At 65.1% G+C, this 15888-nt stretch carries 14 protein-coding genes; all 14 read right to left on the reverse strand.

Going from position 1 to position 15888, the window contains the following annotated elements:
- Positions 1 to 7 precede the first annotated feature (7 nt).
- Positions 8 to 3130, reverse strand: a complete 3123-nt coding sequence (locus FHR56_RS09050) for an error-prone DNA polymerase (protein WP_184502475.1) — start codon at positions 3128 to 3130, stop codon at positions 8 to 10.
- 9 nt (positions 3131 to 3139) lie between these two features.
- Entirely contained in the window at positions 3140 to 4462 is a 1323-nt protein-coding gene (locus tag FHR56_RS09055) for a DNA polymerase Y family protein (protein ID WP_202407027.1), read from the reverse strand.
- The gene (gene imuA, locus FHR56_RS09060; protein ID WP_160947735.1) at positions 4401 to 5195 is read right to left on the reverse strand and encodes a translesion DNA synthesis-associated protein ImuA; all 795 of its coding nucleotides are present in this window, start codon (positions 5193 to 5195) and stop codon (positions 4401 to 4403) included. The genes FHR56_RS09055 and imuA overlap by 62 nt, the downstream gene beginning before the upstream one ends.
- Positions 5196 to 5554: 359 nt before the next feature.
- The gene (locus FHR56_RS09065; protein ID WP_160947736.1) at positions 5555 to 6865 is read right to left on the reverse strand and encodes a recombinase family protein; all 1311 of its coding nucleotides are present in this window, start codon (positions 6863 to 6865) and stop codon (positions 5555 to 5557) included.
- A gap of 149 nt (positions 6866 to 7014) precedes the next feature.
- Entirely contained in the window at positions 7015 to 8370 is a 1356-nt protein-coding gene (locus FHR56_RS09070) for a hypothetical protein (RefSeq protein WP_343160765.1), read from the reverse strand.
- Complete coding sequence (locus FHR56_RS09075) at positions 8367 to 8957, reverse strand: hypothetical protein (protein WP_184502610.1); 591 nt, start codon at positions 8955 to 8957, stop codon at positions 8367 to 8369. Before FHR56_RS09075 ends, FHR56_RS09070 begins: the two co-directional genes overlap by 4 nt.
- Positions 8958 to 9027: 70 nt before the next feature.
- Positions 9028 to 9552 carry a hypothetical protein gene (locus FHR56_RS09080; RefSeq protein WP_160947738.1) on the reverse strand — a complete coding sequence of 175 codons (525 nt, stop codon included), beginning with the start codon at positions 9550 to 9552 and terminating at the stop codon, positions 9028 to 9030.
- A gap of 24 nt (positions 9553 to 9576) precedes the next feature.
- On the reverse strand, positions 9577 to 9903 hold the full coding sequence (locus FHR56_RS09085) for a hypothetical protein (protein ID WP_160947739.1): 327 nt from the start codon (positions 9901 to 9903) through the stop codon (positions 9577 to 9579).
- Positions 9904 to 9958: 55 nt separating this feature from the next.
- The gene (locus FHR56_RS09090) at positions 9959 to 10498 is read right to left on the reverse strand and encodes a DUF4189 domain-containing protein (protein ID WP_237473324.1); all 540 of its coding nucleotides are present in this window, start codon (positions 10496 to 10498) and stop codon (positions 9959 to 9961) included.
- Between the two features lie 16 nt (positions 10499 to 10514).
- Positions 10515 to 11645 (reverse strand): type IV secretion system protein, encoded by a 1131-nt coding sequence (locus tag FHR56_RS09095; RefSeq protein WP_160947740.1) that lies wholly within the window; start codon positions 11643 to 11645, stop codon positions 10515 to 10517.
- Between the two features lie 47 nt (positions 11646 to 11692).
- Positions 11693 to 12331 (reverse strand): hypothetical protein, encoded by a 639-nt coding sequence (locus FHR56_RS09100; protein WP_160947792.1) that lies wholly within the window; start codon positions 12329 to 12331, stop codon positions 11693 to 11695.
- A 520-nt stretch (positions 12332 to 12851) separates the two neighbouring features.
- A complete protein-coding gene (locus FHR56_RS09105) occupies positions 12852 to 13568 on the reverse strand; it encodes a response regulator transcription factor (protein ID WP_160947741.1) in 717 nt (238 codons plus the stop codon).
- A gap of 82 nt (positions 13569 to 13650) precedes the next feature.
- Positions 13651 to 14763 (reverse strand): DUF6624 domain-containing protein, encoded by a 1113-nt coding sequence (locus FHR56_RS09110; protein ID WP_160947742.1) that lies wholly within the window; start codon positions 14761 to 14763, stop codon positions 13651 to 13653.
- Positions 14744 to 15886 (reverse strand): hypothetical protein, encoded by a 1143-nt coding sequence (locus tag FHR56_RS09115; RefSeq protein ID WP_160947743.1) that lies wholly within the window; start codon positions 15884 to 15886, stop codon positions 14744 to 14746. Before FHR56_RS09115 ends, FHR56_RS09110 begins: the two co-directional genes overlap by 20 nt.
- Between the last annotated feature and the right edge of the window lie 2 nt (positions 15887 to 15888).

Here is a 15888-nt window from a genome sequence, read left to right on the forward strand (position 1 = left end):
GTCACCCTCATTTGAAATCCCGGCTCTCCGTCGCCAGCCGCCCCAGCAACGGCGACAGGTCCGCGAGCCGGTCCGCCACCAGATTGCACACCTCTCCCTCGCGTTGCCAGCGCCCCTTGACGGCCAGCAGCCGGGATTCCAGCAGCACCTGACGCTGGGCCTCGCGCACCCCGCGCCAGACGATGACCTGGGTGGCGCCGTGCTCGTCTTCCAGCGAGACGAAGATCGTCCCCTTGGCCGTCTCCGGCTGCTGCCGCAGGGTCACGATGCCGGCCGTCCGTACCACGCGACCATGGGGCATGCGGCGCAGTTCCTCCGAGGTCTTGAGCTTGTACTTGTCCAGGCGCTTGCGCAGCAGCGCCATCGGGTGGCTGCGCAGCGTGAGGCCGGTGGACGCGTAGTCCCACACCACGTCCTCGCCCTCCGGCGCGGCAGGCAGCTCCAGGTAGTCCTCGTCGACCGGGGCCTTCCTCAGCAGTTCGGGAGCGGCGTGCAGCGCCGCGGCATCCCAGACCTGCTGCCGGCGGTGCCCCGAGAGGGTGGCCAGCGCACCCGCGGCCGCCAGCAGTTTCATCTCGGGCTGCGCCAGCCGCGCGCGCTGCGCCAGTTCCTCGGCGCTATCGAACGGCCCAGCGCGGCGGGCCTCCATGATGCGCTGCGCGCTGGTGGCCTGCAGGCCCCGGATCATGTGCAGGCCGAGCCGCACGGCACGTATATCCGGAAGATCCTCCAGGGAGGTCTCCGCATCGCTGTACATCACATCGACCGGGCGCACCTCCACACCGTGGCGGCGGGCATCCTGCACCAGTTGGCTGGCGGAGTAAAAGCCCATCGGCTGGCTGTTGAGCAGCGCCGCGAGGAAGGCTGCTGGCTCGTGCCGCTTGATCCAGCAGGAGGCGTAGACGAGCAGCGCGAAGCTCGCGGCGTGGCTCTCGGGAAACCCGTATTCCGAGAACCCCTTGATCTGCTCGAAGATCTGCTCGGCGAAGGCCTTCTCATAGCCCCGCGCGGTCATGCCATCCACGATCTTGCTGTAGTACTTGCCCAGGCCTCCCTTGCGCTTCCAGGCTGCCATGGCGCGGCGCAATCCGTCCGCTTCGCCCGCGGTGAAGCCCGCGGCGAGGATCGAGATCTGCATCACCTGCTCCTGAAATACGGGCACACCCAGGGTCCGTCCCAGTGCGGTCTTGAGCGCCTCACTCGGGTACGTCACCGGCTCCTTGCCCTGCCTCCGGTTGAGATAGGGATGCACCATGCCGCCCTGGATCGGCCCCGGCCGCACGATGGCGACCTCGATCACGAGGTCATAAAAGCAGCGTGGCCGCAGCCGCGGCAGCATGCTCATCTGGGCCCGGCTCTCGATCTGGAACACGCCAATCGTGTCGGCCTTGCAGATCATGTCGTAGGTGTCGCTGTCTTCTGCCGGGATGTCCTGCATGCCGAACGCATACCCGCGGCGCAACCCGATCATGTCGAGCGCGCGCCGGATGGCCGACAGCATGCCCAAGGCGAGCACATCGACCTTGAGCAGGCCCGCGGCATCCAGGTCGTCCTTGTCCCACTCGATCACCGTCCTGTCGGCCATGGAGGCGTTCTCGATCGGGACCATCCGGCACAGCCGATCCCGGGTGAGCACGAACCCGCCCGTGTGCTGGGAAAGATGCCGGGGGAAGCCGATCAGCTGGGTGGTCAGCGTGATGAGCTGGCGTACGGCCAGGTCCGCGACAGACATGCCCAGTTCCTCGAAGCGTTCCAATCGAATGTCCTCGCCATCGAACCACTTCTGTCCTTCCGCCAGTGCATCCAGCGTCTGCAGGTCGAACCCGAGGGCTTTGCCGACGTCGCGGATCGCTGATTTCGGCCGGTAGCTGATGACCGTGGCCGTGAGCGCCGCGCGGTCACGGCCGTACTTCTCGTACAGGTACTGGATCACCTCCTCCCGCCGCTGGTGCTCGAAGTCCACGTCGATGTCAGGCGGTTCGTTGCGCTCCTTGCTGATGAAGCGCTCGAACAGCACCGACATGCGCGCTGGGTCCACCTCGGTCACGCCCAGGCAGTAGCAGACCACGCTGTTGGCGGCCGATCCCCTGCCCTGGCAGAGGATGTGCCGCGACCGCGCGAAGGCCACGATGTCGTACACGGTGAGGAAGTAATGCTCGTAGCGCAGCTCGCAGATCAGCTCTAACTCGTGTTCGATCTGCGCCTGCACGGTGGGTGCGATCCCTTGCGGCCACCGCCGGCCTGCGCCCTCATAGGTGACCTGCCGCAGGAAGCTCGCTGCCGTGTGGCCGCGCGGCACGACCTCGTCGGGATACTGGTACTTGAGTTCGTCGAGCGAGAAGCTGCAGCGCGTGGCGACGTTCAACGTCTCGGCGAGCAGGTCGGCCGGGAAGGTCTGCGCCAATCGCAGCCGCGTGCGCAGGTGGCGCTCGGCGCTGCGGTGCAGCGCGTGGCCGCATTCTGTGAGCGGCTTGCCGATCCGCGTCGCCGTCAAAACGTCCTGCAGCGGCTTGCGCGACCTGACGTGCATATGCACATCGCCCACGGCCACCAAAGGCAACGCCGTCAGTTCCGACAACATGCGCATGCGGTGCAGCCATACCTCGTCGTCCAGTTGCCGCACCTGGTCCACGCCAATCCAGCATCGCCCGCGGAATTGCGACAGCACCCATGTTCCTGCGGCTTCCAGTTGCGCATCGGTAGATTGGCGATCCGGGCAGAGCAGCACAAGGCAGTCCGCGAGCTCGCCCCCGGTGATCTGCCCGAGCGTCAGGTGGTACTCGCCCTTGCTGGATGCGCGGCGCAATTTCGTGATGAACTCGCACAGGTTGCCGTACCCGTGGAGGTTCCGCGCCAGGATCACCAGGGTGAAACGTGCTTCGTCCGCGGTGCGCGGCTGCACGCAGAACTGGGAGCCGAGGATCAGGGGCAGCCCTGCCGCCTTCGCGGCCACATGTGCCCGCACCACACCCGCCATGCTGCATTCGTCCGCGAGGGCCAGTCCGCGGTAGCCCAGCTCCTTCGCGCGCATGACCAGTTCCTCCGGGTCGCTCGCTCCGCGCAGGAAGGTGAAGTTCGACACGCAGCGCAGCTCTACGTAGCTGGGGATGGTGCGCGGCCTGCGGTTCATGTCGCCCCCTCACGCGAAGTGTCCATGCAGGAACCAGGCGGTCTGGTCCCCCGCCAGGCGCTGCTGGAAGACCCACAACACGCCGGCATGGGCGCTCAGGGCGAGCCAGTAGTCGCGCTGAACGTTCAGCGCCCGCTCGTCGTCTCCCGTTCCCGTGCGATGCCACCAACCGCCCTCGACACGGTCCGGCCCGAGCAGCAGCTTCAGCGGCCCCTGGTAGTACGGCCGGTCGTCGCGCTCCATGAGCCGCAGTGGCTCGTCCAGCATCCATGTGGGCAATGGCAGTGCATGGGCCGACGCTGCCGCCTTGCGGCGCCTCACGGGGTCGCTGGTCCAGCCCTGCATCCATTCGAGCCGGTGGTCCTCCTGCAGCACCGGGCGGCGTACGCAGTCGATGCCGAGCCGCGCCTGAATGCGCTCCAGGGCCAGCTCCGTTTCCATCCCCTTGCGCAGCGTCTCCGGCAGCAGAGAGCGGCTTTCCTCGACGACCGGAGCCACCTCCGAAGCCAGCAGCTCGATGTCGCCCGCGGGCGCGAGCAGCTGCACCTTGCTCAAGTGCTCGGCCAACAGGCGGGCGAAGTGCTCGACATTCTGCGTGGGACGGGCCGTGCGCACGGTGAGCTCCCCTCCGGTGCCGGCGTCCTTGGCTCGCATCACGTCATGGCACCAGCGCAGCGTGAACGCGGTCGCGCCCAGTCGCCGGGCCGCCAGCCACCCGGCCATCTGCACCAGCAGGCGCCGCGCCCCGAATAGCAGCGCGGGAGCGGCTTCCACGCGGGCCATCAACTCCAGGCGAGCGTGGAAGGTCTCCGGCAGGGTGAGCCACTCGTAGGCCTCGGGCCGCAGCCCGTAGGCCTGGTCCAGCGCGGTCAGAAGCGCTTTGTCGAAGCGGCGCCCCATCCCCCCGCGCGGCAGGCACCGGACGTCGCCCAGACTGCGGCATCCCACACGTGCCAGGGTGTCGCGGTGCTTGCTTACCGTGGTGAGCGCCTCCAGTGGCAACCGGTCCAGCAACTGCGCGATGGGCGCGCCGAATCCGTCCGGGATCGCCGCACCAGCCGCATGGCGCACCAGCGCGAGTGCCGCCAGCCCCGTGGGCGCCCAGGCGATCCGGGCGCCCAGTTCCGTGCAGCCGGCTTCCACGAGCGCGCGCAAGGCGTCCATACCCCCATGGAGCCGCGCGCTCGCGGCCACCTCCGCGACCACGGCGTCCTCCAGAAGGGCCACCCGCGGCGTGAACTGCAACGCCCACACGCCCAGCGACGCCGCATCAATGGGATGCGGGCAGGCCGCGGACGGAAGGGGCAGCAACGCGGCCCAATGCGAAGGCATCGGCGGGCTCCTTGCGGGAGGGTGGGATCGGCGGGACCGGCCTGGACTTCAGCCGCGGAGGCAGCATGGGCTCCAGGCTCGCGGGTATGGCCTCCAGGTACAGGGCGTCATCCAGCGGGGCACCGCGCCGCTTCGGAATACGCACCTCCAGCTGCCAGCCGTCGCCCAGCGCGGCAGCGACACGCAGGGGCGCGGGTGACGCTCCGGACAGCGCGGCCGTGGGCCGCAGCAGGAACACTGCCGCATCGCAGGACTGCGCATGGACCTGCAGACGCCGGATCTGCTCCGGCCGTGCCTGCGGCAGCCAGGACAGCACAGCACCGGCAGGGTTGGATTTCAGCAACTGCTCCGTCACCCACAGCCGATCCGCGGGCGCGCTGGCGTGGATCCACACCACGCGATCGGGCGGCAGGCCCAGTTGTGCCAAGCCACTGGTATGGGGCTGCTTGGGCGGCGCCACGAGGTAGATGCACCCGTCCGATGCCAGCAGCGCTGGCACAGAAGGCGCCAGCAGGCGCCACTCGCACAGTGCGGGCTGGGGCATGAGCAGTTCCGTCAGCGAGTGGGTTGGCCAGCCTCCTCCAGGCAGCTGCGCATCGAGCGCATCGAACCCGGATGGCACTGTGCGACCGAGGGGTTGCCCAACTTCCGAGCCGAGCCACACCGCTTCTGCAACGTGCTGCGGAAGAACGGTCGAGTCGAAGGCGTGCGGCGAGGTGATACGGCGGAACATGGGGAACTCAACAGTGCGAAAACACATGCACTGTATGAATAAACAGTATATCCATGCCCGCGAAATCGCGGTTGTCGCCGGTGATGCCATCCACCTATAGGCGCTGTGGAATCTGCGAAAAAAACCTTCCGAGTAGGGAGCGCGCTCACCCTTTCCGACAGTGGATTGCCGCGACTGCACCCGCCCTCGGCGTGGGCAACCTCGACCTCGTTGATTCGTGCCGACCACCCATTGCCCACCACCGGAAGGAAGCTGCGCATGCGGCGCAGTTCCGCAAACAGCAGCCGGCTGCGCCGGGAGGATTGCGTGGCCCCCGCTACCCAGGCTGGCGCCCGCCGCTGCCTGGACGGCAGAGCTCCCTAGAACTCGTACTTTACTGACGCCCGCCAGAACTGCGAGTACGGGACCTGCAGCAAGCGTGCGGTTTCGGCCTTGCTGTTGCCCTTCTTGCGCAGCTTCCGTGCTTGCGCAAGCCAGGCTGGGGCGCCGCGCGGCTTCTTCTGTGGCTTCAACTTGGCTGCATGGGGTGTCCGGACCACGACTCCGGTGAGCAATGTCACTTCGAGGTCGTCGGGGTAGACCTTGATGCGGCGGATGATCCCACGCAGGTACTCGGCCTTCTGGTGGTGGGACTGCCGATCCAGTGCCATCCCCGTCAGACGGTCGATCAGCGCAATCAGTGCCTGTTCCAGCGGCTTCGCACGATATCGGTCCTGGCATGTGGTGCCAGCGCCGTAGCGCTGCAACCTTGGGACGTAGTACCGATAGAGGGTCTTCTTCCTGGGCACCCCTACGTGTATGAGCGCTCGATCGCTTTCATTGAAGATCAAGCCACGCAAGACGCTGATGAAAGGATAGCGATTCTTGGCCGCTCGCCGCGCCCCGCTTTGCGCCATGGCTTCTTGCGTGGCGTGCCACGTTGCCTCTGAAATTACCGCCGTATGCTGGCCCGGCTGCGGCTGGCCGAGGTGGACGAGGTCGCCGCAGTAGAGGCGATTACGCAGCACCCTCGTCAGTGCAGACTTTTTGAGCGGACCGCCGTACTGATTGCGAAACCCCTTGCGGTGCATTTCGTCAGCCAGCAGCTTCACCGAGCCAATGGCTGGATAGCGCCTGTGCGCGTAGCGGACGGCCTCAGCTTCCGTCTCCATGATGTCCAGGTATCCCTTTTTAACCATATAACCGAAGGGGCGGCGGCCACTCTTCCAAAGCCCCCTCTGCCTGGCGCCTGCGAACCAATCGCGCAGGCGCTCGGAAGTCATGTCGCGCTCGAACTGGGCGAATGACAGAAGCACGTTGAGCAAGAGCTTCCCGATGCTTGTCGCAGTGTTCAGGGACTGAGTCACCGACACGAATGTGACGTTGTAAGACTCGAACAAGGAGATGAGATTGAGAAAGTCGCGCAGCGAACGCGACAAGCGGTCGATCTTGTAGAGGACGATCATGTCCACTGCCCCCTGCTGCACCTGGGTGAGCAAGGCCTGCAGCGCAGGTCGCTTGATCGTGGCCCCCGAGTAGCCGCCGTCGTCGTACTGTTCGGGGAGCAAGTGCCAACCCTCGTAGGCTTGGCTTGCGATGTAAGCAGCGCAAAGGTCGCGCTGGACCTGCAGTGAGCTGAGTTGAGGGTCGGTTTCGTCCGCTGACTTGCGGGTATAGATGACGCAGCGCATGGGGATCTCCGGCAAAAGAATAGGAGCACGCTCAGCACTTGCTGCGCATGCACTCAGATCTCTTTTTGCTGTTCAAATCCACGCCGTGAAGGCGACATGCGACGTTCAGACGTCTATGCGACGTTGACGAGGTCGAACCGGATACTACCTCAGCGCGCCCGGGCTGGGGCCTGTTGGACGGTGGCTTCTTCCAGTGCCTGCGTGCGCGATACGTCCTCGCCCGCGCGGGCATCTGCGGCAGCCGCCATGGTCGCCTGCGGAGCCAACAGATCCACCTTCACGCGAAACCCCGGGGTATGCCCTTCGATCCAGGCTGCTCCGTTGTCCACCTGCACGTTCTTGATCTGCTCCGGCCGGGTCATCCCGTCGCGCCGAGCCTCGTTGGTGGCATACATCGCCGCCATGGCCGGAACATCCGCAGGCAGCTTTCCCTTGATGGCCAGATAGAGCGGGTCCGCCTGCATGTCGGCAGGCGCCGCTGCGCCGTGCTCCGGCACTTTCAGCGGCACGTGCCACCCCTGCTGCTCGCGGGCTTCCGTCTTCGGCAGATGCAGACGCTGCATGTGCTCCGACCATTCCGGCGCACCGATGCCCTGCCGGCCTTCACCTGCCGGCAACGGCCCGCGCAACTCGTTGACGGCGTCACCGGCCAGCCCGCGCACGCCGCGCGCCAGGAGCGTCGTGCCGACCCGCATGGATTCGACATCGCCCCGGTACTTGCCGATCATCGGCGCGTACTGCTCGGCGCACTGGCGCGCCGCAGGGTCTTCCAGCACGGAGCGATCGGGCCGCCCATCGCCGTCCACCGGCAGGAAGTTGTGCATGCGGTGCGACTCGACGATCAACCCGCCGACTGCGCTGAAGGGGTTGCGCGCATCCCAGCCGCCCCTGCTGTTGTCGTAGCCGGCGCGCTGCAGCGTGGCGACTTCCTCGGGCGTCGCGTAGATGCGGACCTGGCCGTAGTGACGGCTGGCGGCGCTGACGGGATCGCCGGCCATGACATGATTGATGACGTCGGTGCCACCTTCGGGGATCCGGCGATCCAGGCTGACCGCACCGTAGGCGTTGAACGTCTCTCCCTTGAGGCCGAAGTGGTGGGCGCTTGCCTGAGCCAAGGCTCCACCGAGCGAGTGGCCGGTGACGGACACCTCCGGGGCTTCACGCCCCTTGCCAATCGTGTTCGCATACGCCAAGGCCTTGCGCGTGAAGTCGAGGGCATCAGCCACCTGCGCGTTGTGCCGTGTAGCGACCATGCCCCCATCGGCGAGCACACCATCCTGCAGGGGCTGGCGATCGAACTCCGTCCCACGATGGGCAACGATCAGCTGGCCATCATCGATGCGCTGGTAGAGGACTCCCTGATAGCCCGAAGGTCGATCCACATATTCCAGGCGCTTGTAGGAGACGCCACCGATTTCCACGGTAGGACTGTTGACCCCCGTTTGGCTGGGCTTTGAATAGACGTCATAGGCAAGCGCTGCATATTGCTGGTCGGTGAGCTTCACGGCTGCACCTTCTGCGCCGACAAGGTGACTTTGAACAGATCGCCGCGAGCACTTTCCTTGAAATCCTCGACGCTCGCATTCCCGACATCAGCGAAGTTCTCCACATCCTCCCTGGGGTAGTGACCCTTCCAGAAATAGGTGGCCTTGGCACCCGATTCCATGATCTGAACCTTCTCCACACTGGGGGAAAAATTCGTCTCTTGCTCGGCCCCCGAGGCCTTGAGCGACGCCCCCACACCCAGCAGATCCCAGCGGCAGGTGCCCTTGCCAAAGTAGTCTGCGTCCACCATTGCATCGGCATAGATTGTGGACACGTATGTCTTGTCGTCGATCTTCTGGAACGTTGCAGGCACGCTCTCCTCCCTCTGTTTCGACCACACGCCCGCGACCGGATCCACAGGCGTGCATTGTTCATAGTTGGTGATTCGATAGAACGCTGCGCCCTTCACGGATCGAAAATCGCCAGGTGCGCCTTCGATCGTCATCGTGATCCGGAAGGCTTGCGTCGGATGGGGATTCTTTTGGTACACCGGGTCACCGCCGGCCTCAGCGCGTGGCGTGCCGGCATTCTCCGAGGCAGTATTCATCGGGTTGCATCCTGTCAACAGCAGCAGAAGGGAAAAAACACAGGGGATCTTGGCGTTCACGGAAAGGGTCTCAAGCCACCATGGTGCGCCGCGCGGCATGCTCCGCGGCGGCGAGAGCGTCGGTGAGCCGGCGGCAACTCGTTCGCACGTGCATGCGCTGCACCAGCAGCATCGCTATCAGAATCAGGAAGGACAGGCCCAGCTCCGGCACCTGCATGAAAACCGGCAGGGAGCCGGCAAGCGCTGCGGCCGCCAGAGCGGACATCGACATCAGCCCGGTCACGACGATCGCCTGCGCGATGGCCCCGCGCAGCTGCTTCGCCTGTTCCGTCCGTTTGCCTCCCGCTCGCAGACGCCACCAGGCGCGCGAAGCGCGCAGCACCAGGACGCTCAGCCGTCCCACGATGCCGACCTGGAGCAGTGCGCCCGCCACCGCCGTGCCCTGGGCTGCCAGCAACGCCACGTTGGCCGCACTGCGGTAGGCGAGGACGACCATGCATGCGGTGAGTAGCAGCGCGAGCAGCGCAGTGGTCAACAGCGCAGACGTGCGCCGGACAGAAGCCTGCCACTCTTTCGACCACGCCATGTGGGTCATGTCACAGCTCCTGCGCTGATCGGGTCAGGGGACGGCGGCGCTGTCCGGCACCACGGAAGAACGGGGCGTAGTGGCCGGAGCCCCCGCCTTCCCACCAGTGAACGCATGGGGACAGACACGCGCATACATCGCCGACGAGTAAGCGTTGTAGCAGTAGGGGTTGGTGACAGTGAAAGCGCCCGTGGCAGGATTGATCGGCGCCCAGCAATCGCTGGGCACGCCGATCGTGCAGAAGAGGAAGGGGTCGTTGTTGTAGTACGGAATGAACTCGTAGTAGCCGTCGGTCTGCGCCCACGAGGGCGCCGCCATGACCGACAGCAGCGCTGCGGCAAACAATCCACGCTTCTTCACGACCCTTTCTCCTTGAGGGGGTTGCCAACCTTCCAGCCTCGTTCGAGGCCAACCATCAATAGCTCTTGAAAACTGCCTTGGAGCATGCTGTGTAGATGACCTTGCATTGCATGCCGGGCACAGCACGATTCTCTCGCTCGCAACGCTCCATGGCGACACCGCTGGCGGCTTCTTCGTCGCCGGCCGCGGCGAAGCTTGTCGGTCCGTCGAGGTACCCTCTCCCCCCCACTTGTGGCTCCGCGACGGCAGCGCACTGGTTCTTGTAGACAAAGCCAATCCGGCAGTCCTTTACCCCGTTGGAAACGCACCGTTTCAGCGCGTCAGCCTCCGCTTCGGATTTCGATGTTTTGCCTGTCGTCACCCCAAAACTGTTCCAGCCGTCGCCCGCTCCCATGGCAATGGCACCCCAGGTCTTGACCCAAACCCCAGTCGGCCGGGGAGCCTCCTGCGGCGCGGCCTGGCTCTGCGGAATCGGGGCACAACCGGCCGCCCCCTGGCCTCCGATGGGGTACTGGCCGGGGGGACATCCCCCTTCAGCGTGTGCTCCATGCACGGCAGCCATCAAGACGCAAAGCGCTAGGAATTTGAATTGCATGGGCATCTCTTTCACCTCAGCTGAACCGGGGGCCCTGATTGGCCAACCCTCTGCCACCACTGCCCTCGGGAACAACATTGCTGGACGGCGCGCCGCTCACCCGTTGGTTGGATGATCCCACCATGGAGCCCGACGAAGCCTGCGAGTCCGTTCGAGTTTGCGCGGGGCTGTAGGAGCCCGGCGGCTGCCCCTGCGGACCCGGCGAAGACGCGGCGGCAGTGCCGAAAGCAGAGTACGTCATGAACGTCCCCATGTTCCCTTGCCAGACGGCTGCCGCGATCGTCGGTATCGTGACGATCAGCGCGGTCATGATTAGTCCGATGCCACCCTGCTGCAGGGCCTGCGACGACAGGCCCTCGGCATTCGCCAGGGGGATGAACTTCATCGCCCAGTACGCGGCCGCCACCTTTGCGGTGAACTTCAACACCATCGCGGACACGACGGACAGCATGGACATCGAGAACAGGGTTCCCAACACGTAGAACAGCCACTTCCGGAACAGGTCCTTGGTCTGCTCGAACATCAGGAAGAAGATGAAGATCGGTCCGATCCCCACCAGGAATGCCATGGTGAACTTGAACAGCAGCAGCATGGCGCCTGCCGCCATGGGCGGACTGGCCGTGCCGAAGCTGGCTAGCAGCATGGAACGGCCCTTCTTCTCGATCGCTTCGGGATCGGTGCCGTCCACCCGCACCGCGTCCAGCGCGGACAGGGCCAGCTGGGTGTATTTGAGGTTGTCGTCGATCGAGTCGGCCGCGCTGCTGGTGTCGTCGCCCGTGAACAACCCGTGGATCTCCTTGTCCAGGTTGTCCGTCATCGTCTTGTGCAACGCCGCGCCGTTCGCGCCCAGGGTCGAGGCGATCATCAGGATCACCGCGACCTTAGCCGCCTTGACCATCGTCGCCATCGCCGATTCACGCGATTGCCCGGTGGCGATGCGATACCCCTGGATCAGAATCCAGAAGGTCGTGGCCGTCAACGCGATCACGCTCACCCAATGCATCGCGCGGCGCGTCAACTCCAAGCCGAACTCGGCGATCTCGTCGGTGAAGTAGTTGTTGACCAGCCGGAAGAACACGAAGTCCCCCAGGTTGGCGTCCGCCAGCGGCTGCATCCAGTGCGTTGCGTTGTCGAAGATTCCGTTCATGCGATTTGCCCGTATGCTGTCTCGTGATGATGGGTGTTGCTGTGCGGCTACTTCGACAGCGCGCCAGCGAGCACGCCCGCTTGGATCACCTGCCCCAGGATGTTGTTCTTGTTGCCGTCCAGCGCCCGCCGCGCCAACCGCGACTGATCGTCCTTGAGCGCCACGATGTAGGTTTCGTAGGCCTTCATCTGCGCCTGCCAGTAGTCCAGGTCCATGGAGTTCTGCGCCACGAAGCGCCGCACCTCGTTGTCGTTGGCGGCCAGCGCGCCCTGGCTGGTCCCAATGCCGTCGCGCTGCGACTGCACCTGCTTGAACTGCTCGTTGCGCTGGATGAGGCGCTTGAGCATTCGCACCGTCTCGTTGTACTGGGCGTTCTTCGCCATCACGATGCGCGCGCAGACCTTCATCTGCTCGTCGACGGCGCTGCCGTTCATGTCCGGCGCCAACGCCTTGAACTGGTTCATCAGCCCGGCGATGCCGCTCTGGCTCGCGCCGGGGCAGCTGTCCTCCAGCCCGTAGTCCTGGGGTCGCTCGGGAAAATTGTCGGCCATGGTGGAGTCGCCGAACTGCAGCCGCTGCAGCTTGATGAGCTGCTGCTGGTAGTGCTCCAGCTGCATCTGGTACTGCTTGATCGTCTCCGTCCAACGTTTGGCCTGCTCGGCGTACTCCTGCAGCGCCTTGGCCATCGACATCGGGTCATTGACGATCCACGTCGCGTTGGCAGGTCCGGCAGCCAGGCAGGCGGCGATAGCAACACCCGCGAACAGGCGTGTCAGGCGGGGAGAACGGTTCGAGGGTCGGGCCATGGCGGTCTCGCGATAGGTCTGGTGCCGTAGAGCTGGTTGGGCGATTGCCTGAGCCGCGCCCAGGGCACCGGGCGCCAACGGGCAGCGGTCTGCTGGCCGCGGGAGCCGCAGGAGCGATCGCATGCGGGAGCCTGCGGCGGCCACCATCCACATGTGCGGACACGGCAGGTTGCGCGGACTCTGGCATGGCCCTGCCCCGCTTTCCATCGCACGATGCCCCGGCAGACACCGCGGCTTGGCGCGAAAGCCTTGCGCCACAAAGCCTCTGCGATGCCGACTCAGAAAACTCTGACCCTCCGTCGCGGCGGTCTCCGACCCGCACGGCGTCCGCGGCACAGCGGCGATTCCGCCGCTGTGCGCAGTATCCGGGAGCATCCGCTCCACCACAGCCGGGATCCGCTCATTGGCCATGGGGTTCATCCAGCTCGTAGTGCAGACCGTTCGCGTAGAGGTATGGGAGCAAGTCACTGCCATCGCGCAAGCCGAGCTTGGCCAGCCCGCTGTATTTATGCGTCGTCACTGTGCTGTAGCTGCGCCCGGTGCGCTCCCCAATCTCCGCGGCTTTCTCGCCACGGCTGAACGCGAGCAGGATCGACCGCTCTGCCTCCGTCAACGATGTCCAGGGATGCGCCTTGATGCTGTCCAGATCGATGTTCCGGTCCAGATACCGGCCGCCCGAACCAACTGCCTCGATGGCCTGCGCGAGCTCCGCCACCGCACTCGTCTTTGCCACATAACCCAAAGCACCGGCCCGGAACACCGCGCTCGCGAGGAATGCACTTTCCTCCGCGGTGTAGATGACCACCTGAGCTGTTGGATCTGCCTGCATGACCGCCTGTACCAGACGCACCCGCTTCAGCTTGCCGGGCATCAGCAGGTCCAGCACCACCAGCCGGACGTCGCCATCAGGAGAATCGGCGCAGGCCGCCAGTAGCTCCGCGCTGCCATGGAAGGTGAGGCAGTGCGATCCCGGCACGGCGAAGGCCGTGGAAAGCAATTGCAGCACAGCAAATGTCGCCGACGGATGGTCGTCGGCAATGAAAACCTTGCGAGTCCGGCCATCCACTGGGCCCGTCCCCTTGTGGCCCGCAGGCCCGGCATTGGTCGTCCAGTCCATCACTGCGTTTTCCGTGGCTCAACCGACATTCCCGAGCGCGCTGCGCTGCGGCGGCGTTGCTGCCGCGCACCGCGTGCCCCACTCACTCACTTTGCATCGATCTCAGGTAGGCATCGAACGGCTCCATCTCCATGATCTCTCGCCGTCGATCGAGCGTTGCCCTGTCCTGGATCGGATACGCCTCGACTTTTCCTCCGTCCTCGCTGACCTGGGAGCCGTAGATCTGGTCCTTCTCCTGGTACATGCGCAGTCGATCGATCATGAGCGCGTAGTCGTGGCGGGCCATCTCGCCCCGGAGCATCAGAGGCCGCGCCATTCCGAGCGCCTCGCGTATCAGGTCAGGGCTGTGGGAGTGCTGCACCAGGGTGTAGAACGCCCGTACACCCTTGCGTCCCACCATCCGCGCATCGGGAAAGCCGTACTTCCTGAGCACATCCGAAACGAACACGGCGTTCTCGGCATCGTCTGCGTCTGCCGCCTTCGCTTCGGTGGAATCCGCACCCGTTCCCGCCTCGTCCCACATCTCTCTCAATCGCTGATCCCGCTCGTACCGCTCATCCAGAGAGCGCCTCAGATCGGAGTGCGTGATGGGCGGCGGCGGCTGGCACAAGGCGGCCCTACCGATCACCTGGTCATAGGGCACCCCGACAGAGATCAGATCGCTCGCGGTCCGCAGATCCACAGCGATGGGCGCAAGACCCAGGTCATCGCGATCCTGGTTCACCGACATGTCGTCCAAGCCCTCCTGCAGCTGGAGTGCGCCGTCCTTCAGCACGGGCATGGCACCGTAGGATGGCTTCTTCCCACGGGAGAGCGCCACCCGGTCTGCGAGTTCGGCATAGCCCTGGGCGGTGACATCATCCCCGACGCGCTCATATAGCGCGTCCATGAGCATTCGCTGGAGCTTCCTGTCGCCACGCGAGGCAAGGACGATCGGCCCAAGGGCATTGATGCCTTCGCACCCCACCTGGGCCTCGGTGGGTACCCCGCCATCGAGCACCCGTGCCAACTCGCCCAACTCCTTTGCTCCGAGAAGCCTGCCGCTCGCCTTCGCCTGCAATGCCAGAAGCTGGTCCCGCACACCCGGCTGATGGCCTCCCGCAGCGTGCGCAGACGCGGCGAGCCCCCCGAGAAGCAAACAGATCCAAACCCTTACCAGTGTGCGCATCGCGGCTCTACCCAGGGTGCTCTTCAAGAGATTTCGTATCGACTGCTCCGGACGCAGCAAGCTGCTGACCCAATTGCTTGTACCGACTGCTTGCGGAGATAACCTGCAACTCCACCCCGGTGAAGTCAATGGCTCCAGGCCGCAACGGTCGCTGCGCCAGACCAACGACAAATTCGCAGAATCCGCCGAGGACCTTCATCTGCGGCAGGCAGTCCTCGAACCAGAGAAACTGGCCTTGCTGGTTGACCTCCACGAACACATGCTCGCCCGCGTCGTCCACGATGAAATCGAAGCACCCCATTTCCAGCGACATCTCGCGCATGAGCGCCCTGCACTTGCCATGGACGTCAGCGGGAAGCTCGATGGGACTGACGAAATTCTCGATGTCATCGATCGCGCGCCAATCCAGAACCCCGGCGCCTGACCGCTGCGAGTCGATTCGCACCGAATACTCGCGCTCCCCCAGGAACGTGGAGCGCACTTCGTACTGCTTGGACACGCGGCGCTGGTAGATGGCCGGCACGGCGCGCACGACGTCGGCGTCGACCAGATCTCCCGCCACGATCTCCGATGTGTAGTTCTCCCGCACCCCGCCCTTCTCGAACCAGGTCATGGACTCGAAGGTCTTGAAGACCGTGCCGAGACCATTCTTCCGTCCGGCCTCGATGAACCTCGCGATCTCGTCGGGATCGTTGCTCATCAGCGTAGGAGGAATCTTGAAGCCGACGCGAGAAGCATGCCGCAACTGCTGCACTTTGCTTTCGCCGTTTAGGCGCGCAGCCGGCGAGTGGACCCATCGGGCCGAGCTCGATAGAGGCGTCCAGAAGAATGCAAAGAATGCCGCGTTGTCCGCCGCCGCGAATTTCCGATCATCGGGGTGCATCCATTCCGGCAGCGCGATGTTGCCGAGCCGACGCAGCCATACCACCTCGAAGTCCGATGGACCGTAGTTCTGACCGCCCACGGTCCATCGGACCTCGCCCCCCCCGAGCTCGATGCTTCCGACGCGGTCGCCGGCCCGCTGGGGTTCGCTCCAGATCACACATCTGTGCCCCAGCAGCTCCATCGCCGCAGCGACCGCGAGCGCATGCGAGTCGTCGGCGTAGGAGATGATGAGTAGGTTGATGCCGCTGTATTTGCCCATATCCACGT

It is taken from the genome of Xanthomonas sp. F10 (genome assembly GCF_014206815.1).
GTDB lineage: Bacteria > Pseudomonadota > Gammaproteobacteria > Xanthomonadales > Xanthomonadaceae > Xanthomonas_A > Xanthomonas_A indica.